Origin of the sequence: Rhabdonatronobacter sediminivivens, from assembly GCF_013415485.1 — a bacterium.
Lineage (GTDB): Bacteria > Pseudomonadota > Alphaproteobacteria > Rhodobacterales > Rhodobacteraceae > Rhabdonatronobacter > Rhabdonatronobacter sediminivivens.
Genome location: NZ_JACBXS010000004.1, coordinates 40,761 through 63,451, shown reverse-complemented (window position 1 = coordinate 63,451; position 22,691 = coordinate 40,761). Strand labels below are relative to the sequence as shown.

Annotated in this window: 22 protein-coding genes; 14 read left to right on the top strand and 8 right to left on the bottom strand. The window is 67.9% G+C overall.

Translation table 11 applies throughout. The features are described from left to right. The first annotated feature begins 34 nt into the window (after nt 1–34). Entirely contained in the window at nt 35–412 is a 378-nt protein-coding gene (locus tag HUK65_RS02770) for a hypothetical protein (protein ID WP_179904603.1), read from the top strand. Nucleotides 413–521: 109 nt separating this feature from the next. Here the strand turns inward: HUK65_RS02770 and HUK65_RS02765 are convergent, their stop codons facing one another. Next, entirely contained in the window at nt 522–845 is a 324-nt protein-coding gene (locus tag HUK65_RS02765; RefSeq protein ID WP_179904602.1) for a DUF6280 family protein, read from the bottom strand. Nucleotides 846–1,051: 206 nt separating this feature from the next. On the opposite strand from HUK65_RS02765, the gene efp reads away from it, so the two are divergent. From efp to hflX, 6 genes are all read left to right on the top strand, one after another. Continuing rightward, nucleotides 1,052–1,615: an elongation factor P gene (efp, locus tag HUK65_RS02760; RefSeq protein WP_179904601.1), complete on the top strand. Its 564-nt coding sequence runs from the start codon at nt 1,052–1,054 to the stop codon at nt 1,613–1,615. A 55-nt stretch (nt 1,616–1,670) separates the two neighbouring features. Continuing rightward, a complete protein-coding gene (locus tag HUK65_RS02755) occupies nt 1,671–2,879 on the top strand; it encodes an META domain-containing protein (RefSeq protein WP_179904600.1) in 1,209 nt (402 codons plus the stop codon). An 80-nt stretch (nt 2,880–2,959) separates the two neighbouring features. Then, the gene (gene trkA / locus HUK65_RS02750; protein ID WP_179904599.1) at nt 2,960–4,336 is read left to right on the top strand and encodes a Trk system potassium transporter TrkA; all 1,377 of its coding nucleotides are present in this window, start codon (nt 2,960–2,962) and stop codon (nt 4,334–4,336) included. After that, complete coding sequence (locus HUK65_RS02745) at nt 4,337–5,872, top strand: TrkH family potassium uptake protein (RefSeq protein ID WP_179904598.1); 1,536 nt, start codon at nt 4,337–4,339, stop codon at nt 5,870–5,872. It abuts the gene before it with no gap. Between the two features lie 130 nt (nt 5,873–6,002). Beyond that, nucleotides 6,003–6,233 (top strand): RNA chaperone Hfq, encoded by a 231-nt coding sequence (gene hfq / locus HUK65_RS02740; RefSeq protein ID WP_179904597.1) that lies wholly within the window; start codon nt 6,003–6,005, stop codon nt 6,231–6,233. A gap of 8 nt (nt 6,234–6,241) precedes the next feature. Continuing rightward, nucleotides 6,242–7,549: a GTPase HflX gene (gene hflX, locus HUK65_RS02735; RefSeq protein ID WP_327787022.1), complete on the top strand. Its 1,308-nt coding sequence runs from the start codon at nt 6,242–6,244 to the stop codon at nt 7,547–7,549. Nucleotides 7,550–7,664: 115 nt separating this feature from the next. Here hflX and HUK65_RS02730 read toward each other — a convergent pair whose 3' ends face one another. Further along, nucleotides 7,665–8,633 (bottom strand): DUF3179 domain-containing protein, encoded by a 969-nt coding sequence (locus HUK65_RS02730; RefSeq protein WP_179904596.1) that lies wholly within the window; start codon nt 8,631–8,633, stop codon nt 7,665–7,667. A gap of 170 nt (nt 8,634–8,803) precedes the next feature. Next, a complete protein-coding gene (locus HUK65_RS02725) occupies nt 8,804–9,295 on the bottom strand; it encodes a hypothetical protein (protein ID WP_179904595.1) in 492 nt (163 codons plus the stop codon). 900 nt (nt 9,296–10,195) lie between these two features. Between HUK65_RS02725 and HUK65_RS02715 the strand changes: the two genes are divergently transcribed. Genes HUK65_RS02715 through HUK65_RS02705 form a run of 3 tightly spaced genes read left to right on the top strand, consistent with a single transcriptional unit; the run spans nt 10,196 to nt 12,203 of the window. Continuing rightward, nucleotides 10,196–10,777 (top strand): sigma-70 family RNA polymerase sigma factor, encoded by a 582-nt coding sequence (locus HUK65_RS02715; RefSeq protein WP_179904593.1) that lies wholly within the window; start codon nt 10,196–10,198, stop codon nt 10,775–10,777. A gap of 5 nt (nt 10,778–10,782) precedes the next feature. After that, nucleotides 10,783–11,460 carry a DUF1109 domain-containing protein gene (locus HUK65_RS02710; protein ID WP_327787021.1) on the top strand — a complete coding sequence of 226 codons (678 nt, stop codon included), beginning with the start codon at nt 10,783–10,785 and terminating at the stop codon, nt 11,458–11,460. A 14-nt stretch (nt 11,461–11,474) separates the two neighbouring features. Beyond that, a complete protein-coding gene (locus tag HUK65_RS02705) occupies nt 11,475–12,203 on the top strand; it encodes a DUF6969 family protein (RefSeq protein ID WP_179904592.1) in 729 nt (242 codons plus the stop codon). Between the two features lie 36 nt (nt 12,204–12,239). Here HUK65_RS02705 and accC read toward each other — a convergent pair whose 3' ends face one another. Together accC and accB are read right to left on the bottom strand one after the other, a co-directional pair. Then, complete coding sequence (accC, locus tag HUK65_RS02700) at nt 12,240–13,586, bottom strand: acetyl-CoA carboxylase biotin carboxylase subunit (protein ID WP_179904591.1); 1,347 nt, start codon at nt 13,584–13,586, stop codon at nt 12,240–12,242. A gap of 15 nt (nt 13,587–13,601) precedes the next feature. Further along, nucleotides 13,602–14,096 carry an acetyl-CoA carboxylase biotin carboxyl carrier protein gene (accB, locus tag HUK65_RS02695; RefSeq protein ID WP_179904590.1) on the bottom strand — a complete coding sequence of 165 codons (495 nt, stop codon included), beginning with the start codon at nt 14,094–14,096 and terminating at the stop codon, nt 13,602–13,604. A 196-nt stretch (nt 14,097–14,292) separates the two neighbouring features. On the opposite strand from accB, the gene HUK65_RS02690 reads away from it, so the two are divergent. The 4 genes from HUK65_RS02690 (at nt 14,293) to HUK65_RS02675 (ending at nt 19,157) form a co-directional block, all read left to right on the top strand. Continuing rightward, nucleotides 14,293–15,705: a helix-turn-helix transcriptional regulator gene (locus HUK65_RS02690; RefSeq protein ID WP_179904589.1), complete on the top strand. Its 1,413-nt coding sequence runs from the start codon at nt 14,293–14,295 to the stop codon at nt 15,703–15,705. Nucleotides 15,706–15,774: 69 nt separating this feature from the next. After that, on the top strand, nt 15,775–16,143 hold the full coding sequence (locus HUK65_RS02685; RefSeq protein WP_179904588.1) for a response regulator transcription factor: 369 nt from the start codon (nt 15,775–15,777) through the stop codon (nt 16,141–16,143). Then, nucleotides 16,140–16,415: a hypothetical protein gene (locus HUK65_RS02680; RefSeq protein WP_179904587.1), complete on the top strand. Its 276-nt coding sequence runs from the start codon at nt 16,140–16,142 to the stop codon at nt 16,413–16,415. Before HUK65_RS02685 ends, HUK65_RS02680 begins: the two co-directional genes overlap by 4 nt. Before the next feature lie 3 nt (nt 16,416–16,418). Next, on the top strand, nt 16,419–19,157 hold the full coding sequence (locus tag HUK65_RS02675; RefSeq protein ID WP_179904586.1) for a sensor histidine kinase: 2,739 nt from the start codon (nt 16,419–16,421) through the stop codon (nt 19,155–19,157). Nucleotides 19,158–19,163: 6 nt separating this feature from the next. Here the strand turns inward: HUK65_RS02675 and HUK65_RS02670 are convergent, their stop codons facing one another. The 3 genes from HUK65_RS02670 to HUK65_RS02660 all read right to left on the bottom strand — a co-directional run bounded on the left by HUK65_RS02670 (nt 19,164) and on the right by HUK65_RS02660 (nt 22,681). Then, on the bottom strand, nt 19,164–20,396 hold the full coding sequence (locus HUK65_RS02670; RefSeq protein WP_179904585.1) for a multidrug effflux MFS transporter: 1,233 nt from the start codon (nt 20,394–20,396) through the stop codon (nt 19,164–19,166). 139 nt (nt 20,397–20,535) lie between these two features. After that, nucleotides 20,536–21,177 carry a DsbA family oxidoreductase gene (locus HUK65_RS02665; protein ID WP_179904584.1) on the bottom strand — a complete coding sequence of 214 codons (642 nt, stop codon included), beginning with the start codon at nt 21,175–21,177 and terminating at the stop codon, nt 20,536–20,538. Beyond that, entirely contained in the window at nt 21,164–22,681 is a 1,518-nt protein-coding gene (locus tag HUK65_RS02660; protein ID WP_179904583.1) for a class I adenylate-forming enzyme family protein, read from the bottom strand. The genes HUK65_RS02665 and HUK65_RS02660 overlap by 14 nt, the downstream gene beginning before the upstream one ends. Nucleotides 22,682–22,691: the final 10 nt, after the last annotated feature.

Genomic DNA, 22,691 nt, shown 5'->3' with positions numbered 1-22,691 from the left:
CCATGGGTGAAATGAACTATGGGCGGGTGCTTCGATGATGGTGCTTCCATTCGATGCGATTGAAACGATCCTGGTGGACAGACGGCGCATTGCCACGCTGTGCCGCATGCACGGCCTGCGCGATGCCGAATCCTATCTGATGGAGCGGGTGGGCGCGATCGCCCAGGATCTGACGCATCTCCAGGAGGTGTATCACCACGGCAGCGCCGCCACCATGGCCAAGCAGGCCCAGGCGCTGTCGGATGCGGCATCCGAGATCGGCCTGACAACCCTGGCGCGCGTGGCCCGGGATGTGGCGATCTGCGCGCGCAGCGGGGACGGGGTGGCCTTTGCGGCCGTATGGGCACGGCTTGGCCGCGCCGGAGATCATTCGATCCGTCAGTTGTGGACGGCCTCGGGCCTGCAGATGTAGCACTGCGCCTGCACCCGGGGCAGGACATGCGATCCCGCCCGCGGCAGAAAGCGAAACCCCGCGCCCAGACCGGGCGCGGGGTTTTCGCAGCTTCGCGCTGATGCTGGCGTCAGGCGGCCTGCGCTTCGGCCGCCGCTTGGTTGCGGCGTTCGCTTTCCTCGCGCGACAGCGCGACCGAGGTCCGCACGCCGCGGCCCACAAATTCCATCAGCCCCTTCACCACCCGTTCGTTCGGGTCGATCCCGGCGCAGGACAGAACCTCACGCCCGTCACGGGACCGCGCCCAACGGGCGATCTGTTCAGGGCCATTGCCGTATTTCTTGTCATCGGCGATGGCATCATCCAGAGCAGCCAGCACCACGGCAGCGAACAGTTTCCGTGCACGGGCGCCCTGCTCGTGATTGAATGCCGTGCCATCCGTGGTGTCGAACATCATCCTGGTCCTTTTTTCTTGTTCTTGCACTTGCAATTTACCGTCCGACGTCTCTACGCCTTTGGCAGTGCGATTCGCTACGGCAGTGACGCATACCACCCATGCGTCCGGCGCATGGCTGCGGAGCACGATCCTGATCTTGCGTCATGCCACGGCCCCAGATATAGGGGCAGGCAATTATATCACAAGCCACGCCAGGGTGAGAAATGCCGAAAATCAACGGAAACGAAATCCGTCCCGGGAACGTGCTTGAGCATGACCAGGGCCTGTGGGTGGCGGTCAAGGTCAATCATGTGAAGCCGGGCAAGGGCGGCGCCTTCGCCCAGGTGGAAATGAAGAATCTGCGCGACGGGCGCAAGCTGAACGAACGCTTCCGCTCCGAGGACAAGGTCGAACGCGTCCGGCTGGAGCAAAGGGATCAGCAGTTTCTTTACGAAAACGATGATATGCTGGTCTTCATGGATATGGAAAGCTTCGAACAACTGGAACTGCCTGCCGATATCCTTGGCGAACGCCGTCCCTTCCTGCAGGACGGGATGATGGTCACCATCGAATATTATGGTGAGGAGGCGCTGAATGTCACATTGCCGCAAAAGGTCACCTGCACCGTGGCCGACACCGAACCGGTAGTGAAGGGACAGACCGCCGCCAACAGCTACAAGCCCGCCGTCCTGGACAATGGCGTGCGGGTCACTGTGCCGCCCTTCGTCGGTGTGGATGAAGCGGTGGTGGTCAATACCGAAACCTTTGAATACGTCGAGCGCGCCTGATAACCGCCTGTTCACCGCCCGGGGGCGCGCGCGGACTGCACCGAGGAATTCCGCAATGCGCCGTCACGCCCTGATGTTGCTGGCCCTGACGCTTGCCGCCGTCCCGGCCGCCGCGCGCGATCTGACACTCTCGCTGTCCTGGCCGGATCTGGACAGGCTCCCCCCGGGGACCGAGGCGCTGTTCGAGCTGCGCAATGCCGAAGGCGAATTGCTGCGCAGCCGTTTCCTGCCCCTGCCGCCGGATGAAAGCGCCTTGCATACCGTGCTGGAGGACGTCCCCGGCCCGGTGGCGCAACTGCGCGCCGGGATCGTCAGCAATGCACAGGTGATCGCCGCCACCCGCGCCGTGACCCTGCCCGAAACCCGCTCGCTGACCCTGGAGCCGCTTCAGGCCGGCGCCCTGTCGGCCACCAGCTTCAGCCAGCCGCTGCGCTGCACGGCCGGCCCGGCGGATTTCCTGGCCCTTGGCGCCGATGCGCTGCGGGTGCGCCATGACGGCATGACCTATGTGCTGCCGCGGCTGGAAGAGGGCCCGCGCGGCTGGTTCGGGGCCAATGACTCTGATGCCTGGCTGCATGGCAACATGCTCAAGATCACGCTGAGCGGCGCGGATCTGGGCGAATGCCGTCCCGCGCTGCCGCCGATCCTGTTTCCCTTTGATGCCGCCGGGCAGCAGGGGGAATGGGTGCTGCGGATCACCGAAGACGCGATGAGCCTGCGCATGGCGGGCGATGATGCCGAAACCACGGTGGCGCGGCCGCCGGTCGTTGCGGTGGCTGGGCGGCTGGAGCTGGATGGCCAGGGCCTGGGCGTTACCCTGTCCGAGGGGCTGTGCCATGACCGGGTCAGCGGCATGCCCTTTCCGGTCATTGTGGGGCTGGACCGGGGGGCGGATATCCTGCCCGGCTGCGGCGGTGATCCGCTGATGCTGCTGCGGGGGGCGGAATGGCACGTGATCAGCCTCTTTGGTATCGCCATCGACCCCGGCCAGGCCGAGATGCCGGAGCTGACCATGCGGTTCATCGATGGCCGGGTGTCGGGGCGGGGGGCATGCAACCTCTATCTGGGCGATGTAGCGGCGGATCGCGCGGGGCTGCGCTTTGGCCAGATGGCCAGCACGCGCATGGCCTGCCCCGCGTCCCTGCAGGCGCTGGAGCGGCGGTTCCTGGACGCGCTGGACCAGATCACCCGCTTCGATATCGGGCGTGAGGGCATTGCCATCTTCTACGCCGGCCAGTCCCCGGTGATGACCCTGCGCCGCTGAAGGCCGGTTTCCCCGCAGGCGCCGGAATGCTATGGCAAGACTGACAGGGCGCCGCAGTGAACAAGAGGAGTTCGGCGAAGATGAAGGTCATCGTCTGCGGTGCCGGACAGGTGGGGTGGCAGATTGCGCGCCATCTGTCCGGGGAAGCCAATGAAATCACCATTGTGGACAACAACCCCGTGCTGGTGCGCCGCGCCACCGATGCGCTGGATGTGATGGGTGTCACCGGCTTTGCCAGCCACCCCCATGTCCTGGAGGCCGCGGGTGCCGAAGATGCCGACATGCTGATCGCCGCCACCCATTCGGACGAGGTGAACATGGTCACCTGCCAGGTGGCGCATTCGGTCTTTGGTGTCACCCGCAAGATTGCCCGCCTGCGCGAACAGACCTATCTGGAGCCGCAATACGGCAGCCTGTTCCGGCGCGAGCACATGCCCATCGACGTGGTCATCAGCCCCGAGCGCGAGGTGTCGCAGGCCGCTCTGAAGCGGATATCCTATCCGGCGACCTTTGATGTCGCCGAATTCATGGACGGGCGGGCGCAGCTTATCGGGATTGCGCTGGATGCGGATTGTCCGGTGCTGAAAACCCCCCTGCGGCAGTTGAGCGAGCTGTTCTCGACCCTGCGGGCCATTGTGGTGGGGGTGCGCCGGGGCAAGCGGCTGTTCGCGCCCGAACCCATGGATCAGCTGTTCGAAGGCGACGAGATCTACGTCTTTGCCGAAACCGCGGATACCGAACGCACGCTGCAGATCTTTGGCAAGCCCACGCCGCATCTGCGCCGGGTGGTGATCATCGGGGGCGGCAATGTGGGGCTGGCGGTGGCGCAGGCGCTGGAGGCGCGCACGGAACGGGTGCGGGTGCGCATGATAGAGCGCGCCCGCGCCCGCGCCGAACGCGTGGCCGATGCGCTGGAGCGCACCATCGTCCTGCATGGCGATGGCATGGATATCGAGCTGCTGCGCGAGGCCGAGGTCCACAGCGCCGATGCCGTTCTGGTGCTGACCGAAGATGACAAGACCAACATGCTGGTGCCGGTGCGCACGCGCTCGCTGGGCTGTCCGCTGGCGATCTCGCTGATCAATGACCCTTCGCTGATCCCGCTGTCGGGGCCGCTCCGGATTGACGCGCATATCAACCCGCGCGCGGTCACGGTGTCGTCGATCCTGCGCCATGTGCGCCACGGGCGGGTGCGGTCGGTCTATTCCATCGGCGACAGCGAGGCCGAGGTGATCGAGGCGCAGGTGCTGTCCACCTCGCCGCTGGCGGGCAGTGCGATCCGCGATGTGGATTTCCCCGAAGGCGCGTTGCTGGCCGGGGTGCTGCGCAAGGACAGCTATTTCCGCCCCAGCGGTAGCACCCGGCTGGAGGTGGGCGATATCGTCGTGATCTTTGCGCTGTCGGGGGATGTGGCGGCGGTGGAGCACCTGCTGCAGGTCGCGGTCGAGTATTTCTGAATGCGGGCCCTGTTGCGCAACGCTGCCCTGCTGCCGATCCTTATCGGCGGGGTGGGGCTGGCGATGCTGCTGCCTGCCGCCATGGCCTTTGCCACCGGGCAGGCCGCCATCGGCCGGGCGTTCCTGCATTCGGCGGTGCTGGTGCTGGTGGGGGCGCTGTTCCTGGCCGTGGCCAGCGCCGCCCCGGGCGCGCGCACAGGGCGGCGGGTGCGGCGGGTGCTGGATGATCCGCTGTCGGTGGTGATCCTGGCCTATGCGGTGCTGCCGCCCCTGATGGCCATCCCCTTGGCCGAGGCGCTTCCTGGCCTGGGCTTCTCGCGCGCCTGGTTCGAGATGGTTTCCAGCTTCACCACCACCGGGGCCAGTGTCTTTGACGCCCCGCGCCGGATCCCCGATGCGGTGCATCTGTGGCGGGCGACCGTGGGCTGGCTGGGCGGCGCGTTCGTGCTGGTGGTCGCGGCGGCATTGGTCGCGCCCATGGCCCGGGGCGAAACCCAGGCCCAGGCCGAATTGCACCGCCATCAGGCTGCAGCGCCAGGATCATCGACGCAGGGCCATTCGGAAACGGCCCCCCGCATCCGGCTGGGGCGCGAAATCCGTGCAGTCATGCCGGCCTTTGCGGCGGTGACGGGTCTGTTGTGGATCGCGCTTGTCATGGCCGGAAACCCGGGCCTGCTGGCCATCATCCAGGCCATGTCCACGCTCTCGACCTCGGGGATAACCATGGCGCGCGGTCCCGGCCCGGCCGGGTTCTGGGCCGAGGCGCTGATCCTGGCCGGGCTGCTGCTGGCCCTCAGCCGCCGCAGCTTGCCGGGCGCGCCCGCGCCCCATGACGCGCTGCCCCTGTGGCGTGACCCGGAGCCGCGCCTGGCGGTGGTGCTGGTGCTCCTGGTGGCGGGGGTGCTGCTGCTGCGCCACTGGCTGGGCGCGCACGGGCTGGGCGAAGGCGGCAATCTGGGCGCTGCGGTCCATACCTTGTGGGGCGGGCTTTTCACGGCGCTGTCGTTTCTGACCACCACCGGCTTTGTCAGCAAGGACTGGCATGTGGCCTGGGCCTGGTCCGGCATGCCCCCGCCGGGGCTGATCCTGCTGGGGTTGGCCATGGCGGGCGGCGGGGTGGCGACAACCGCCGGCGGGCTGAAGCTGTTGCGCCTTCATGCGCTGATCCTTCAGGGCCGACGCGAGCTGGACCGCGTGGTCTATCCGTCCTCGGTCGGGGGGGAGGGGGTGAGGCGCCGCGCCCTGCGCCGGGAGGGGGCCCTGGCCGCCTGGCTGATCCTCATGCTGTTCCTGTTCAGCACCATCGCGGTGGTGTCCCTGCTGACGGTCCTGGGCCTGCGCTTCGAGGATGCGCTGGTCTATGCCATCGCCGCGATCACCACCACCGGCCCCCTGACCGATGTCGCCGCCGATGTCCGCCTGTCCTGGGGCGAACTGGGCGAGGCCGCCCGCGCCGTGCTGGCGCTGGCGATGGTTCTGGGGCGGCTGGAAATCCTGCTGGTGCTGACGCTTTTTCTGGGGCCCGCGCGGCGCTGATGCCACTGCAAAGCTGCCGCGGCGGCATTTTGGGCTGGAATCTCTGGCCTGTCCCCTTCATACTCGCCTGCGGGGAGATAAGGGCAAAGCCCGAATTACCGGAAAGAAAACCAGAAAAAAAGGCAATGATATGGCCGGTGACAAACAGAATCTGCAGGATGCATTTCTCAACCACGTGCGCAAGAACAAGGTCGCGGTGACCGTGTTCCTGATCAACGGGGTGAAGCTTCAGGGTGTGATTACCTGGTTTGACAATTTCTGCGTGCTGTTGCGCCGGGACGGCCAAAGCCAGCTTGTCTACAAGCATGCGATTTCGACCATCATGCCGGGCCAGCCAATCACGCTTTATGAAGGCGACTGAGGGATTGCGTGGGCATTGACGTCGCCGAACTGGGGGGCGAAGGCGGCACGCGGCCAACCCGCGCGCTGGTGCTGCACCCGGATATCCGGGGTGCGGGGCGGGCGCGTGATGCGGCCGACGCTTTGGCCGAGGCCATGGCCCTTGCCCGCGCGCTGCCGGGGCTGGAGCTGACCGGCGGCGATGTCGTGCGCCTGCCGCGCGCGCATCCGGGCCAGTTGTTCGGCAGCGGCAAGATCGAGGAACTGAAGGCAAGGGTCGAGGCCGAGGAGATTGAACTGGTTCTCATCGACGGGCCGGTCACGCCGGTGCAGCAGCGCAATCTGGAGCGCGCGCTTGGCGTGAAGCTGCTGGACCGCACCGGGCTGATCCTGGAAATCTTTGCCGACCGCGCCCAGACCCGTGAGGGCGTGCTGCAGGTGGAACTGGCAGCACTCAGCTACCAGCGCACCCGTCTGGTCCGCGCCTGGACCCACCTTGAACGCCAGCGCGGGGGCCTGGGCTTCGTGGGCGGGCCGGGCGAGACGCAGATCGAGGCCGACCGCCGCGCCATTGACGAACAGATGGTCCGCCTGCGCCGGCAGTTGGAAAAGGTCGTGCGCACGCGCGAATTGCACCGCGCCGCCCGCCGCCGCGTGCCGTTTCCGGTGGTGGCGCTGGTGGGCTATACCAACGCGGGCAAGTCCACGCTGTTCAACCGGCTGACCGGGGCCGAGGTGCTGGCCAAGGACATGCTGTTTGCCACCCTGGACCCCACCATGCGCGCCGTGGACCTGCCCGGGGCGGGGCGGGTGATCCTGTCGGACACGGTGGGCTTCATCTCGGACCTGCCGACGCAACTGGTCGCTGCCTTCCGCGCCACCCTGGAGGAGGTGCTGGAGGCCGATGTGATCGTCCATGTCCGCGATATCTCCCACCCGGAGAGCGAGGCCCAGGCCGCCGATGTGCTGGCGATCCTGACCGATCTGGGGGTGCGCGACACGGTCCCGGTGTTCGAGTTGTGGAACAAATGCGATCTGCTGTCCCCCGAGGAGCGCGCCGCCGTCGAAGCCCGCGCCGCGCGTGATCCGCGCGTGCTGACCGGGTCTTCGCTGACCGGCGAGGGGCTGGCGGCGCTTTACACCGCCATCGGCGCGCAACTGGACGGCGCCCGTCACCGGACGGTGCTGACCCTGGCCCATGACGAAGGCCGCGCGCGGGCCTGGTTGCACCAGCAAGGCGTGGTCGAGGCCGAGGCGGCCGGGGAAGAGGGCGTGACCCTCACCGTGCACTGGACCGCCCGGCAAGAGGCGCGATTCGAAGGGATGCGCGAGGCATAGCCCACACCTGGCGCCCTCACCTGGCGCCCACGCCCGGCGCCATGGTTTGCACGCCATATGCCGGTCAGAGGCAACCCGGTGCGCCTGCGGGGTGCCGCGCCACGCCCCTGCGCGTTCAGTCGCCCAGCATCCAGACTCCATCGGGGAAAAAGGCGTGGAAGGCAAAGGCGAAGGGAATGTCATGTGGCAGGTCGCGCCCCTCTGCATCACGCACCCGCACGGTGCCCACATCGCGCCCGTCCGCAATGGTGCGGCTGTCCAGCGCCGAGGCCTGCCCGGGCGCCCAGTTCAGCACCACCCCGGCCTCGCGGATCTCGCCCGCCGCGCGCAATCGCGCAAAGGTCCAGGCGCGATCTCCGACCCGCACCACGCGGGCCAGCGGGTGGATCCCGTGGGGTGGGTCCTCGCCCCGGTAAAGGAACGGCCGCGCCGCGCTGTCATAGCCCACATAGGGGTTTGACCCATAGGCGCGGCGCCAGTCCGGTTGATCCATCACCAGCCCGTCGGGGTTGCGGTCGCGGAATTCGGCCCAGCTTTCCATCCAGCCCGGCAACTGGGTCAGAACCGCGCCCGCGTGGGCGCCCACCACGCCTTTGCCAACAGCCTGTTGCCACCAGCTTTTCGTTTCGCGGTCATACATGATCATGTCGGAATGGCGCAGCTTGCCGGACACGCCGAAGCTATGGCGCACCCCATCCACGCGGGCGTCGAAGACCATGGCCGAATTGCACAGCGGGCAATAGGTCACCGCAATGGGCAACCCCTCCACCACGTCATTCACGATCTCATGCCACATCAGGTAGCGGATGGGATAGGCCCGGGCAGGCGCGTCCGGGGGATCATAGGTCAGCACGGGTTCGCGGTCATCAAGCCGGGTTTCCTGCGCCGCCGGAAGATGCGCGGGCGCCCATATGGCCGGGATGCCATCCTTGGGCGGCCCGCCCGCGATGACCTCGTCGAATGCGATTGTCGTGCGGGTGAAATCGGTCTGCGGCCATTCGCGCACCCATTGCGCCGGATCGGCCAGGGCCGCAGTGGCGCAGATGGCGAAGGCCGCAGCGATGAGGGGGGTCGGCAGGCGCATGGGGATCCTCCAGGCTGGATGCGGTGCAATCAGCACGTCCGCGCCGGTTGCCGAAGCGGCAGGGGCGCCGGCGCGGGGGTGACAGTCCGGAAATGCGCGGCGGGCAAGGCGTGCATGGGGCGGCTGATCCTTTCGCAACCCGCGCCCCATGCGCCGCGCTTTTGCCCGGGTCAGTTCCGGACGCGGTATTCCGGCTCCATGAACAACAGGTCATCCGTATCCATGCCCCCGCCCATATGGCAGGCAGCGCAGAAATACATGCGGTCGGAATTCTGGCCAAGCGTTCGGCCCATCAGCGACCCATCGGGCATGATGGCGGTATAGATCCAGTCGTTGGTGTCGGGCGACTGGCCCGCTTCGGCCTTTTCCATCAGGAACAAGGTCTGCCAGAGCGCCTCGCCCGCGTCACTGACGCTGAAGGTGGGTTTGGCGATGATGCCGCCCGGGGGGATCGCCTCGACATCCTCGAACAGGCCGTATTGCGCAGCAGCGATGTCATTGGCGTGGTTGGTGGCAAAGCGCTCGCCATGGGTGAAGCTGATATAGGGCGTGGCGGCGAAATTCGTCCATCCGGCGAAATCGCTGCCTTCGCTGCGCTCGGAATCGGTCCAGGAGGCCGGGATCAGGTCACTGCTGCCGTCCAGCGCGGCCTGTTCGCTCATCGACTCCATCAGGCAGGCATAGAGGGCCTGCAGTTCCTCATCGCTGAGCTCAGGCGGGGGGGCTGCGGCAGCACAGGGTCCGCATGGGGCGCAGGCTGCACATGGATTGGCGGCGGCGCAGGGGTTCGCTGCGGCGCAGGGGTTTGCTGCGCAGGGATTGGCGGCGCAAGGGTCGGCGGCGCAGGGGTCCGCTGCGCAGGGGTTGGCGGCGCAGGGCTCCGCCGCGCAAGGATTGGCCGCGGCTTCCGCCAGACGCGGAACGAAACAACCTGACGCGGCACCTTCGGCCGCGCCACAGGGGCCACAGGGACCGCAGGGGCCGCAGGGCGCACAGGGATCTGCCGCCGCACAGGGATTGGCAGCACAGGGGTCGGCAGCACAGGGGTTTGCCGCACAAGGATTGGCCGCGCAGGGATCGGCGGCACATGGATTGGCGGCGCAGGGATCGGCGGCACATGGATTGGCGGCGCAAGGGTTGGCAGCGCAGGGGTTGGCAGCGCAGGGGTTGGCAGCGCAGGGGTTGGCGGCACAGGGATTTGCAGCGCAGGGGTTGGCAGACCCTTCGGCGAAAGCGGGGTTGCCGCTGGCCAGTGTGATGACGGTCGCCCCGCCCAGCGTGCCCGCGCCCAGCATCAGTGCGACACTCAGCGCCGTGCTGGAGCGCAACCCCGCGCGCAGTTTCAGGCCTCTGCGGTCTGGCATCAGCTTGGCCATGTGATCCTCCATGTTCTGTATCCCGTATCCGAACGCCACCCGAATGACAGCGTTCACCAAAGGGGTTCGCCCCGACCCGCCGCCGGGTTACAAGGAAAGTTCACCCGCCCGTGACAAAATAAAGTCAGCCGCATTGGCCGCGTTTGCCTGTAATCTGGCCGCAAGCGGCGGCATCGGGACAGGCGCATGACGGCACCGGCAGATCAGGCAAAGGCGAAGGGGGCGCCCCCGCTCGAAGACCTGATGCAACGGGCGCAGGCCGGGGATGCGGGGGCCTATCATCGGCTCCTGTCGGAGGTGGCCGCCCGAATGCGCCGCCTGGTGCAGCGCCGTGCACCATGGCTGAAGCCCGAGGATGTGGAGGATATCGTGCAGGACATACTGCTGTCGCTGCATCAGGCGCGCAGCACATGGGACCCCGCGCGCCCGTTCCTGCCGTGGATTGTCGCCATCGCCCGCGCCCGGCTGGCCGATAACGCGCGCCGCTACATGCGCCGCATGCGCATTGATCTTGCCGCTGCGGAACTGGCTGAAACCTTTTGTGACATCCCGACGAACAGCCAGGCAGAGACTGTTGTGAACCTGATGTCGGTGCGCAAGGCCATGCATGGGCTGACACCGGCCGAGAAACAGGCTGTGGAACTGCTGCGCCTGCGTGAGATGACCCTGGCCGAGGCCGCCGAAGCCAGCGGATCGACCGTCGCCGCGCTGAAGGTGGCAATCCACCGCGCGATGCTTAGGATGAAGGGCACACTCTGGAAGGACTGACCTGCGTGGCTAAAGGCACCGATACCGAAGGCGATACCGCCGCCCTGATTGCCCGGCTGGCGCGCGATGCAGCCCCCGTGCGCGCGATGGCGCATCCGCTGCGCCGGGCGATGACATGGGCGGTCATCGCGCTGGCCTTCGGCGCGGCGATGGTCTGGGCCATCGGCCCGCGCCCCGACCTGGCCGAGCGGGTGTCCGATGCGCGCTTCCTGCTGGAACAGGGCGCAGCCCTTGCCACGGGGGTTGCGGCGGCGATAGCGGCCCTGGCCCTGACCATTCCGGGCGCGCCGATGCTGTTGCGCCTGCTGCCGGTCATCCCTGCTGCGGTCTGGGTCGGCACGCTGTCGCTGGGCTGCCTGCGGGACTGGGCGCAGATGGGGGCTGCGGGGGTGCGGATCACACCGGACCCGGCCTGCTTCGTCTATATCGCGCTGATCGGATCGTTGCCGGCGCTGGTGCTGCTGATGATGCTGCGCCGGGGCGTGCCGCTGGCCCCGCGCTGGACCACGCTGCTGGCGGGCCTTGCCGCAGCCGGGATCGGCAATTTTGCGCTGCGCTTCTTTCACACGCAGGATGCGGCCCTGATGGTGCTGGTCTGGCAGGTGGGATCGGTCGCGGTTCTGGCCCTGCTGGCCGGGCTGGCCGGGCGCATACTGCTGCCATGGCGCGCGCGCCCCGTATGACAAAGGACGCAAAGATGATCCTGCAAGACGCTGCACCAGACCCTGCGAGCATTGATTTCAGCCAACTCCCGCGCGAGGATTTGCGGGCCATGCAGGCCGCGGGACATGAGGTCGCCGACTGCATGCGTGTGCTGCGCAAGGTCAATCTTAATATCGTGGGCGAGGTTCTGAAGGGGCAGGGCCAGTTCGTGCGGCTGACGCATTATCCGCAGGGCGATGTCTATGACCGCGACACCCACGCGCAGTATTACTACCACGCGCATCGCAGTGGCGAGCATGGGCATTTCCACCTGTTCCTGCGCGCCAGGGGCATGCCCCCCGGCTGCGCCCCCGCCCCCGAGGCTGCCGGGCGCGACTGGCCCGCGGGCGATCAGGCGCTCTCGCATCTGATCGCGATTTCGATGGACAGGTTCGGCGCCCCGACGGGGCTGTTCACCACCAACCGCTGGGTCACCGCCGAAACCTGGTATCCGGGCGCAGACGTGATCCGCATGCTGCCGCATTTCGCCATTGATCACGCCTGGCCAAGCTGGCCCACGAACCGCTGGCTGACTGCCATGGTGCGGCTGTTCCGGCCCCAGATCGAAGCCCTGGTCCACGCGCGCGACACCGCCCTCGCCGCCCGGCGCGAGCGTTATCCCGACCGCGATGTCTATGAGGACCGCGATTTCGAAGTGCTCAGCGAAACGGCCATCGACATCGACGCCCAGAGGCAGGCCATCGCGCAGGCGCTGGGCCGGTAACCGGCGGTCGGGTGCGTCGTCAAAGGGGCGGCGGCATCACTCGCTCACGGTTTCCAGGAACCGCTCCAGCCAGTGAATGGTGTAATCCCCGCGCAGGATGTCCTCCTGCTCCAGCAGGGCAAAGAACAGCGGCACGGTGGTGTCCACGCCATCCACGATCAGCTCACCCAGGGCGCGGCGCAGGCGGGCCAGCGCTTCGGGGCGGTCGCGGCCCTGGACGATCAGCTTGGCGATCAGGCTGTCGTAATAGGGGGGGATGGTATAGCCGCCATAAAGTGCTGAATCCATCCGCACGCCCAGACCGCCCGGCGCGTGAAAGGTGTTCACGCGGCCCGGACAGGGGCTGAAGCGGGGCAGTTTTTCGGCGTTGATGCGCACCTCGATCGCATGGCCCTGGGGGGTCAGCTCCGCCTGGGTAAAGGACAGCGGGTGCCCGGCGGCCACGCGGATCTGTTCGCGCACCAGGTCCACGCCAAAAACGGCCTCGGTCACCGGGTGTTCGACCTGCAGGCGGGTGTTCATCTCGATGAAATAGAACTCCCCGTCCTCATAGAGGAATTCGATGGTCCCGGCGCCGCTGTAGCCGATGCGGGCCACTGCATCGGCGCAGATCTGGCCGATGCGGGCGCGGGTTTCGGCATCGATGGCGGGGCTGGGGGCTTCCTCGAACACCTTCTGGTGGCGGCGCTGGAGCGAGCAGTCCCGTTCGCCCAGATGCACGGCATTGCCCTTGCCATCGCCAAACACCTGGATTTCGATATGACGCGGACGGCCCAGGTATTTCTCGATATAGACATCGGGGTTGCCAAAGGCGGCCTTGGCCTCGGCCCGGGCGGTTCGAAAGGCGGTTTCCAGCTCATCAGCCGTGCGCGCCAGCTTCATGCCGCGCCCTCCGCCCCCGGCGGTGGCCTTGACGATCACCGGATAGCCGATCTCGGCGCCCACCTGGCGCGCGGTGTCCAGGTCGGGCACACCCCCATCGGACCCCGGCACGCAGGGCACGCCCAGGGCCTTCATGGTGTCTTTGGCGGTGATCTTGTCGCCCATCATCCGGATATGTTCCGCCGAGGGGCCGATGAAAGTCAGGCCGTGATCTTCGACCACCTGCACGAAGGGCGCGTTTTCCGACAGGAAGCCATAACCGGGGTGGATCGCCTCGGCCCCCGTGATCTCGCAGGCCGAGATGATGGAGGGGAAGTTGAGGTAGCTGTCCATGGACGGTGCGGGGCCGATGCAGATGGCTTCATCAGCCATGCGCACATGCATGGCATCGCCATCGGCAGTGGAATGCACGGCCACCGACGCGATGCCCATTTCGCGGCAGGCGCGGATCACGCGCAGGGCGATTTCGCCGCGATTGGCGATCAGGATCTTGGAGAACATGGCCCGACCGCCCGCTTATTCCACGATGACCAGCGGCGCGCCGTATTCCACGGCGCTGCCATCGGTCACCAGAATGCGCTTGACCGTTCCCGCGCGCGGGGCGGGGATGTGGTTCATGGTCTTCATGGCCTCGATGATCAGCAGGGTCTGGCCCTCGGCCACCTGGGCGCCAACAGTGATGAACGCATCCGCGCCGGGCTCGGGCGACAGATAGGCCGTGCCCACCATGGGCGAGGTCACGGCGCCGGGGTGCTCGGCGGGGTCGCCGCTGGTCCGTTCGACCGCTGGCGCTTCGGACACCGGCGCTGTCTGGGCCGGAGCGGCCGGCGGGGGGGCATAGGTCGGGGCAGGGGCGGGCGGCGGTGCCGTCATGCGCGAAACCCGGACATTCAGGCTGTCACTTTCGCCGTATTCGCGCTTCACATTCAGCTCGGTCAGATCGTTTTCATTCAGCAGTTCGGCAAGGGCCCGGATAAAGGCCACGTCTGCATCATTGCGCTCTTGGGTCATTGCCGTCCTCGAAAGCCTCGGTTTTCCGGCGGATCGGTAGCCTGAACGCCGGTTCGCGCGCTTATACGTCAGTGTTTGCGCCCTGTGAAGCTTCATTCGCGGTGATCGCGGATCTGCGATCACCGCGCAAAGGCCTGTAAAGGGAATTGTCAGGGCTGTTAATCGCTGTAAACTCCCTGCGGAGGAGGACAGGCGCATGCCCCGCACGGCATTGACCGGCACCCGTATACGGGCCCGACGCACGGCGCGCGGCATGCGTCAGGCCGATCTTGCGCGCACCGTGGGCGTGTCGCCCTCCTATCTGAACCTGATCGAACACAACCGCCGCAATGTCGGCGCTGATCTGCTGGGAGAGCTGGCCAAGGCGCTGGGGGTGGCGCCGGATTCGCTGCTGGAGGGCAGCGAGGGCGAAGTGATGGAGGCCGTGCGCGCCGCCGCCGCAGGGCTGACCCATCGCGCCAACAGCGCCGACAAGGGGCCGCTTGGCACCCTGACCCCCCCCGAGCTGGAGCGAATCGAGGAATTCCTGGGCCGGTTTCCGGGCTGGGCTGCGGTGCTGGCCGCCACTCATGCCCGGGTGGATGAGCTGGAGCGCGTGGTCGAACAGCTCAGCGACCGCATGGCGCATGACCCCTATCTGCCCGCCGCACTGCATGAGATCGTCTCGGCGGTGACCTCGGTGCAGTCCACGGCGGCGATCCTGGCCGATGGCGAGGAGATCGACCCCGACTGGCAGCGCAAGTTCCTTGCCAATCTGCTGGCCGACAGCTCGCGCCTTGCCGATGGGGCCGAGGCGCTGGTGAATTACCTCGATGCCTCGGGGGCGGGGGAAACCGGGCTGGCCGCCCCGCAGGAAGAGGTCGAGGCCTGGCTGGCCGCGCGCAACTATCACCCGGCCGAGCTGGAGGCCGATTGCGCCTCTGACCTGCGCGCGCTTGTGGCCGATCAGGTAGAGCTGTCCTCGGACGCGGCGCGGGCGCTGGCGCTGAAATGGCTGCGGCGTTTCCAGGCGGATGCGCGGGCGCTGCCGCTGGACCCGTTTCTGGCAGCGGTCGCAGAGTTGGGGCTGGCACCGGACAGGCTGGCCCTGCGGTTTGATGCGCCGCTGGCGCAGGTGCTGCGCCGGATTGCCTGCCTGCCGCAGGGGGCGGGGGTGCCGGATGTGGGGCTGGTGCTGTGCGACGGGTCGGGGACGCTGACCTTTCGCCGCCCCGTGGACGGTTTTGCGCTGCCGCGGTTCGGGGGCGCCTGTCCGGTCTGGCCGCTCTTTCAGGCGCTGTTGCGCCCCGCGCAGCCGCTGTGCGTGCCGGTGCAGACCGGCGGGCGGATCGGGCGCCGCTTCACCGCCTATGCCTGCGCCGATACCCGCGGCACGGCGCGCTTCGATGCCCCGCCCGTGGTCGAGGCGACGATGCTGCTGGTTCCGGACAGCCTGCCCACGGGGGATGCGCCGACGGCCAGGCCGCGCCGGGTCGGTCCCAGTTGCCGCATCTGCGCCGAAAGGGACTGCCCCGCGCGGCGCGAACCGTCGATCCTGGCGGGCGGCGCATTGGCTGAGGGCGCCATGGGCACGGGGGGCGCCCTGGCGTCGGCCGAAGGCGGGTTTTGACATGGCGCCGATTATTCTGAATAGTCGGGCGCAACACGCAGACGATCGCGGCCAGCAGAGGGGGAGCTGATGGGCAGGCGCGTGCTGGTGATCGAGGATGAGGCGAATATCTCCGAGGCGATCCGCTTCATCCTCTCGCGCGACGGGTGGGAGGTGCGCACCCATGGCGATGGCGCCGACGCGGCCGAGGTGGTGGCGCGCCATGCGCCCGATGTGCTGATCCTGGATGTGATGCTGCCCGGGCGCAGCGGGCTGGAGATCCTGCGCAGCCTGCGCGAGGTGCCGCAGACCCGGGCGCTGCCGGTGCTGATGCTGACCGCCAAGGGCCAGAGCGCGGACCGCGCGGCCGCCGAACGCTACGGCGCCACCCGCTTCATGACCAAACCCTTCGCCAATGCGGAACTGGTGGCAACGGTGCGCGCCATGGGGGCGGCATGACCCGCCGGCCCGAGCCGCTGTTCCTGGCGCGCGAGACCTTTCGCCGCCGCCGCCTGATGGATGCCGCCCGCGTGCTGCCCTTTGCGGGGTTGTTTCTGGTGCTGCTGCCCATGCTCTGGCCCGTGCCCGTGGGCGAAGCCCCGAATGCCGCGCGCGAAGGCGTTTATCTGTTCGTGGTCTGGCTGGCGTTGGTGGTGGCAGCCTGGGCGCTGTCACGCCGACTGGTCGCGGTGATGGAGCCCGACCCCGCCGATGACGGCAAGGAGTTGTAGCGCATGTCGCTCAACCTTCTGGTCTTTGCCTGCCTGGTCTATGTGGTGTTCCTGTTCCTGGTGGCCTTTGCCGTGGAACGCAGGGCTGCGCGCGGCCAGGTGAGGTGGTTGCGCTCGCCGCTGATCTACACCCTGTCGCTGTCGGTCTATTGCACCGCCTGGACGTTCTACGGCGCGGTGGGCTATGCGGCGCGCTCGGGGCTGGAATTCGTGACCATCTATCTGGGGCCGACGCTGGTTTTCGTGGGCTGGTGGCTGCTGTTGCGCAAGCTGGTGCGGATCGGCAAGGCGCAGCGGGTAACCTCCATCGCGGACCTGATCTCGGCGCGCTATGGCAAGTCGAACCTGCTGGGGGTGATTGTCACGCTGCTGTGTATTGCCGCCGCCACGCCCTATATCGCGCTGCAACTGCAGTCCATCGCCCTGGCCTTTGCCGCCTTTACCGGCGGCCCGGCGAACGGGCCTGTGGTGGGGCAGCCGGATCTCTTTGCCTTCTGGGTGGCGGTGGGGCTGGCGCTGTTCACCATTCTCTTTGGCACGCGCAACCTGGACGCCAATGAACAGCACCCCGGCGTTGTCACCGCCATCGCGGTGGAGGCCGTGGTCAAGCTGCTGGCGCTGGTGGCGGTGGGGGTGTTCGTGGTCTGGGTGCTGGCCGATGGCCCCGCCGATATCCTGAGCCGGATCGAAGCCGCCGCCCGCCCCGAATGGCAGATCCAGCCCGGCCGCTGGCTGGGGCTGATCTTTCTGGCCGGTGTGGCAATCATCTGCCTGCCGCGCATGTTTCAGGTGCTGGTGGTGGAAAACGCCGATGAACGCCACCTGGCCACGGCCTCCTGGGCGTTTCCGCTGTATCTCTTTGCCATGAGCCTGTTTGTCCTGCCCATCGCCGTGATCGGGCTGGATATCATGCCGGCCGGGTCCAACCCGGATCTGTTCGTGCTGACCCTGCCGCTGATGCTGGGGCAGGACGGGCTGGCGATGCTGGCGTTTCTGGGCGGGTTTTCGGCGGCGACATCCATGGTGATCGTCTCTACCATTGCGTTGGCGACGATGGTGTCCAACCACATCATGGTGCCGCTGTGGCTGCAGCTCAAGCGGGGCAGCCCGGCCAGCCGGGGCGACATGCGCGGGCTGGTGCTGAATGCGCGGCGGCTGGCGATCTGCGTGCTGCTGGGGCTGGGCTATGTCTATTACGCCGTTACCGGCGGTTCGGCGGCGCTGGCGGCGATCGGGCTGATTGCCTTCGTGGGGGTGGCGCAGATCCTGCCTGCGCTGCTGGGTGCGCTCTACTGGCGCGGGGCGAACCGGATCGGCGCGGGGCTGGGGCTGGGGATCGGCTTTGCGGTCTGGCTGTTTGCACTGTTCCTGCCCAGTTTCGGCCCCGGCGTGTTCCTGTCGGCGCAGGTGATGGAGCAGGGGCTGTTCGGTCTGCACTGGTTGCGGCCCTATGCGCTTTTTGGCGTGACCACCATGGACCCGCTGCTGCACGCGCTGTTCTGGTCGCTGGCGCTGAACACGGTCGCCTTCATCGCCGGGACGCTGCTGGGCTTCCCCTCGCCGCTGGAGCGGGTGCAGGCGGCGCAATTCGTCAATGCCTTTGACGTGCAGGCGGGCGCGCGCGGCTGGTCGCAATCGGCGGCCGAGGCCGAGGACCTGCTGGCCATGGCGCAGCGCATCCTGGGCCATGCCGAAACCCAGCGCTTCTTTCAAAGCCACGCCAGCGCGCAGGGCAAGGCCGGGTTCCTGCCCGACACCACGCCGCAGTTCCTGGACGCGCTGGAGCGCAAGCTGGCGGGCTCCGTCGGCGCGGCCACGGCCCATGCGATGATCGCGCAGGTGGTGGGGCGGGCGATCGTCTCGGTTGAGGATCTGATGGCCGTGGCCTCGGAAACCGCGCAGATCATGGAATATTCCAACCAGCTTGAGGCCAAATCCGACGAGCTGGAACGCACCGCGCGGCAATTGCGCGAGGCCAATGACATGCTCACCAAGCTGAGCGTGCAGAAGGATGCGTTCCTCAGCCAGATCAGCCATGAATTGCGCACGCCGATGACCTCGATCCGGGCGTTTTCGGAAATCCTGATGGATGCCGAAGGCATGGACCCCGAGGAGCAGACCAAATACGCCCGCATCATCCATGATGAAACCATCCGCCTGACCCGGCTGCTGGACGATCTGCTGGACCTGAGCGTGCTGGAAAACGGGCAGGTCAATCTGGACATTCAGGAGGCAAAGCTGGGCGACCTGATCGACCGGGCGATCCTGGCCTCGAACTCGGTCCAGCCGCAGCGCGACTTCCGCATCCTGCGTGACCGCGATGCCGAAACCCTGACCGTGACCACCGATACCGGGCGTCTGGCACAGGTGTTCATCAATGTGCTGTCGAATTCCCGCAAGTATTGCGATGCCGACCGGCCGGTGATGCGGATTTCCGTCTCGGATTTTGACGGGATGATTCAGGTCGATTTCGCCGACAACGGGTCCGGGATTCCTTCGGAGAAACAGGCGCTGATCTTCGAGAAATTCGCCCGGCTGACCGATCAGATGCAGGCGGGCGGCGCCGGCCTGGGCCTGGCCATCTGCCGCGAGATCATGAACAATCTGGGCGGGTCGATCAGCTACGTGCCGGGGCAGGGGGGCGCGGCCTTCCGCGTCAGCTTCCCGCAGGTGCTGCGCCCTGAAGGCGCCGCCACGCCCGAAGCGCAGGGCAAGGCGCAGGGCGCTGAGGCTGCGCAATAGCGGGTGTCAGCCGTCCTCGGGGTCGAAGCGGCGGGCGCGGGCCATGAAGATCAGCGCAAGGGTCGTGCAGGCCAGCGTGCCCAGCACCGGCGGCAGGGGCGTCTGGTTATAGGCCATGGTGATGGGCACGGCGATCCCCACCGCCAGCACAGTATAGATTGACCCGATCACCGCCGCCCCCATGCCCGCGATATGGCCCAGCGGCTGCAGCGCCAGCGCGTTCAGGTTGCCGAAGGTCAGCCCCAACGAGAAGAAGACCACGCACATATAGCCGAAGAAGAGCGCGAAATCGAAGGGCGCGGGCAGGCCCAGTGCCATCAGCCCCGCCACGGGGACAGACACCGCCACCTGCAGCGCAAAGGCCGAGGTCGCCAGCTTGCGCATCCCCAGCCGCATCACCAGCCGGGCGTTGACGATATTCGATGCCCCCGCCATCAGCGCCAGCGCGGCGAACCAGAAGGGGAAGCTGGCGGCGCGGTCGAAGACATCGTCGAAGATCAGCGGCGCGCTGGACAGCCAGGTGAACATCGAGCCAAAGGCGCAGGCCAGCACCACGATATAGGCGCGCACGGCGCGGTTGCTCAGGATCTCGGATATGGCGGCGGCCATGAGGGCGGGGCGCAGGGGGCGGCGGGCTTCGGGCGTCAGGGTTTCGGGCTGGCGCAGGGCCAGCCAGCTGGCCGAGGTCAGGCCGAAGAGGCAGAAGGCCAGGAAGATCGCGCGCCAGTCCCAGATCCAGATCAGCCCCGCGCCAATGGCCGGGGCCACCGCCGGCACCAGGATGAAGAGCGTCATCACGATGGAGACCACCCGCGCCATCATCCGCCCCTGATAGCGGTCGCGCACCATGGCCAGCGCCACCACCCGCGGCGCCGCCGCCCCCAGCCCCTGCACGAAGCGCGCCGCCAGCAGGGTTTCCAGCGTCTCGGCCCGCGCGGCCACCAGCGCGGCCAGCACGAAGAGCCCGATCCCCCAGATCATCACCGGCTTGCGCCCCAGCGCATCCGACAGCGGCCCGCAGACCAGCGTGCCCAGCCCCATGCCCAGCACGAAGGTGGTGACGACCAGTTGCGCGCGATGGGCGGCATCGGGGGCCAGTTCGGCGCCGATGCGGGGCAGGGCGGGGAGCATGGCGTCGATGGCAAAGGCGATGGTGGAGAACATCAGCGCCATCAGCGCCACGAATTCGGCGAAGCGAATGCCGGGTTGGGCGGGGGTGTCGGGGGTGGTCTGGGTCATGGTGGGGTGCCTGCCGGACGTTGGCGCGGATGGCGGGCCGGGGCTGGGGGGCTGTCTGCCCCCCGCCGCCCGTTCCGGGCGCCTCCCCCCGAGGATATTTTTGCAAGGGTGAAAGAGCCAGGGGGTATGGACGGGCTGGTCATGGCTGGGGCTGCCCGGTGGCGATGTCGTCGATGACCCGTTGCCAGAGGTCGGTGGTCTGGGCGCCGGGGACGGCGTATTCGCCGGCGACGACGAAGAAGGGCACGCCGGTGATGCCGCGGGCGCGGGCCTGGCGGTCGGCCTCGGCGGTTTCCCGGCGTTCGGCATCCGAAGCCAGGAGCCGTTCGGTGGTGGCGCGGTCGAGGCCCGCATCGGCGGCGAGACTGGCGAGCACCGCGCGGTCACCGATATCGCGCCCTTCGCGGAAATAGGCGCGGAAGAGGGTGGCGACCATGGCGTTCTGGCGGCCCTCGAGGCCTGCCCAGTGAATGAGCCGGTGGGCATCGAGGGTGTTGGGCGTGCGGGTGATGGCCGGCAGATCGAGGGTCAGCCCTTCGGCGCGGGCGCGTTCCACCACCGGCGCATAGGCTTCGAGCACGGCCTGCGGCTCGCCGAATTTCAGGCTGAGGTACTCTTGCCGGTCCATGCCTTCGGGGGGCATGTCGGGATTGAGCTGGAAGGGGTGCCATTGGATGGCGAAAGGATGTTTGGGGCGGCTTTCGAGGGCACGGTCCAGCGCGGCCTTGCCGATCAGGCACCACGGGCAGATGGGGTCGGACCAGATATCAAGCCGGATCATGCGCGCGCTCCCAGTCCTGCCGTAGCACCCGGCGCAGCAGCTTGTTGTTGGCGCCGCGGGGCAGGCTGGCGCGGTGGATATACATCCGGGGCTGCTTGTAGCGCGCCAGGCGCGTGCTGGCGTGGGCCTGCAGCGTGGGTTCGGGGATGGGCGTGTCGGCGGTGTAGAAGGCGGCGATGACGGTGGTGCCGGGTTTGACCTCCAACTCCACGGCGGCGCTGTCATGGATGGCGGGGTGGGCGTCCAGCGCGGCCTCGATCTCTAGCGGCGAGACGCGGTAGCCGCCGGCGTTGAGCATGTCATCGGCGCGGCCCAGATAGGTGATGGCGCCATCGGCGGCCATGCTGACCGTGTCGCCGGTGGTGAACCAGTCGCCCGTGAAGCGCGCGGCGGTGGCCTGCGGCGCATGCCAGTAGCCCAGCATCAGGCCCGGATCGCTGCGGTGCACGGCCAGGGTGCCGGGGGTGCCGCGCGGCGTGGGCTGGCCTCTGTCATCCAGCACGGCGATGGTGCGGCCGGGCTGGGCGTAGCCGATGGCGCCGTCGGGGGCGGGGCGCGCGGGGCTGCCCGAGACATAGGTGGAGCATTCGGACATGCCCAGCGCCTCGAAGATGGGGGTGCCGGTGGCGCGCTGCCAGGCCTCGGCCATGGCGGGGGGGAGTTTTTCGCCCGCCGAGAGGCCGTGGCGCAGGCGCGGCAGGTCCAGCCGGTCGGTGCCCTTGAGCATCTGCCGGTAGACGCCCGGGGCGGCGGCGAAGAGCGTGGCGTCAAAGCGGCGCAGCAGCAGCGCCAGTGGCGCCCCGGGTTCGGGGATCAGCGCCGTGGCACCGATGGCCCAGGGATCCATCAGCCCGGTGCCCATGGTGTAGGTCCAGTTGAAGGCGCCCGCGTGCAGCAGCCGGTCATCCGGCCGCAGGCCGTACCAGCCGTCCCACATCATGCGCCGCGCGCGCAGGGCACGGTGGGCATGGACCACGGCCTGCGGCACACCCGATGAGCCCGAGGTGAAGACCATGTATCCGGGGCGGTCCGGCGGACCCATGTGCCAGGCGGCGGGCGGCTGCTGGCGCATGGCGCGCAAATCGGTCAGGGGCAGGACCGGGGCGGGGTGGTCCGGCAGGGCGACCCCGTCCCCGGCCACCACAAGCGCGGGGTCCAGGGCGCGGGCCATGGCCGTGATCTCGGGGCCGGTCAGCTGGGCCGAGGTCGGCACCGGCACCAGCCCCGCGGCAATCGCGCCCAGAAAGGCGATGGGGAAATCGACGCTGTTGCCCAGCCGCAGCAGCACCCGGTCGCCGGGTTTCAGGCCATGCGCCTGCAGGCCGGTGGCGGTGCCGCGAACCGCTTCGGTCAGGCGGGCGAAGCTCCAGCGTTCGGCGCCGCTGGCGCGCAGCACCTGCAGCGCGATCTTGTCCGGGCAGGCAGCGCCGGCGGCCAGCACGTCCTGCGCCATGTTATAGGTCGCAGGCACGGTGGGCAGCGAGGAGGAGACAACGGACAGCATCCGTGTTGCC

Coding starts and splice junctions, on each gene's coding strand:
- HUK65_RS02770 (WP_179904603.1), top strand. CDS start 35: ATGATGGTGCTTCCATTCGATGCGATTGAAACGATCCTGGTGGACAGA.
- HUK65_RS02765 (WP_179904602.1), bottom strand. CDS start 845: ATGTTCGACACCACGGATGGCACGGCATTCAATCACGAGCAGGGCGCC.
- efp (WP_179904601.1), top strand. CDS start 1,052: ATGCCGAAAATCAACGGAAACGAAATCCGTCCCGGGAACGTGCTTGAG.
- HUK65_RS02755 (WP_179904600.1), top strand. CDS start 1,671: ATGCGCCGTCACGCCCTGATGTTGCTGGCCCTGACGCTTGCCGCCGTC.
- trkA (WP_179904599.1), top strand. CDS start 2,960: ATGAAGGTCATCGTCTGCGGTGCCGGACAGGTGGGGTGGCAGATTGCG.
- HUK65_RS02745 (WP_179904598.1), top strand. CDS start 4,337: ATGCGGGCCCTGTTGCGCAACGCTGCCCTGCTGCCGATCCTTATCGGC.
- hfq (WP_179904597.1), top strand. CDS start 6,003: ATGGCCGGTGACAAACAGAATCTGCAGGATGCATTTCTCAACCACGTG.
- HUK65_RS02730 (WP_179904596.1), bottom strand. CDS start 8,633: ATGCGCCTGCCGACCCCCCTCATCGCTGCGGCCTTCGCCATCTGCGCC.
- HUK65_RS02725 (WP_179904595.1), bottom strand. CDS start 9,295: ATGAGCGAACAGGCCGCGCTGGACGGCAGCAGTGACCTGATCCCGGCC.
- HUK65_RS02715 (WP_179904593.1), top strand. CDS start 10,196: ATGACGGCACCGGCAGATCAGGCAAAGGCGAAGGGGGCGCCCCCGCTC.
- HUK65_RS02705 (WP_179904592.1), top strand. CDS start 11,475: ATGATCCTGCAAGACGCTGCACCAGACCCTGCGAGCATTGATTTCAGC.
- accC (WP_179904591.1), bottom strand. CDS start 13,586: ATGTTCTCCAAGATCCTGATCGCCAATCGCGGCGAAATCGCCCTGCGC.
- accB (WP_179904590.1), bottom strand. CDS start 14,096: ATGACCCAAGAGCGCAATGATGCAGACGTGGCCTTTATCCGGGCCCTT.
- HUK65_RS02690 (WP_179904589.1), top strand. CDS start 14,293: ATGCCCCGCACGGCATTGACCGGCACCCGTATACGGGCCCGACGCACG.
- HUK65_RS02685 (WP_179904588.1), top strand. CDS start 15,775: ATGGGCAGGCGCGTGCTGGTGATCGAGGATGAGGCGAATATCTCCGAG.
- HUK65_RS02680 (WP_179904587.1), top strand. CDS start 16,140: ATGACCCGCCGGCCCGAGCCGCTGTTCCTGGCGCGCGAGACCTTTCGC.
- HUK65_RS02675 (WP_179904586.1), top strand. CDS start 16,419: ATGTCGCTCAACCTTCTGGTCTTTGCCTGCCTGGTCTATGTGGTGTTC.
- HUK65_RS02670 (WP_179904585.1), bottom strand. CDS start 20,396: ATGACCCAGACCACCCCCGACACCCCCGCCCAACCCGGCATTCGCTTC.
- HUK65_RS02665 (WP_179904584.1), bottom strand. CDS start 21,177: ATGATCCGGCTTGATATCTGGTCCGACCCCATCTGCCCGTGGTGCCTG.
- HUK65_RS02660 (WP_179904583.1), bottom strand. CDS start 22,681: ATGCTGTCCGTTGTCTCCTCCTCGCTGCCCACCGTGCCTGCGACCTAT.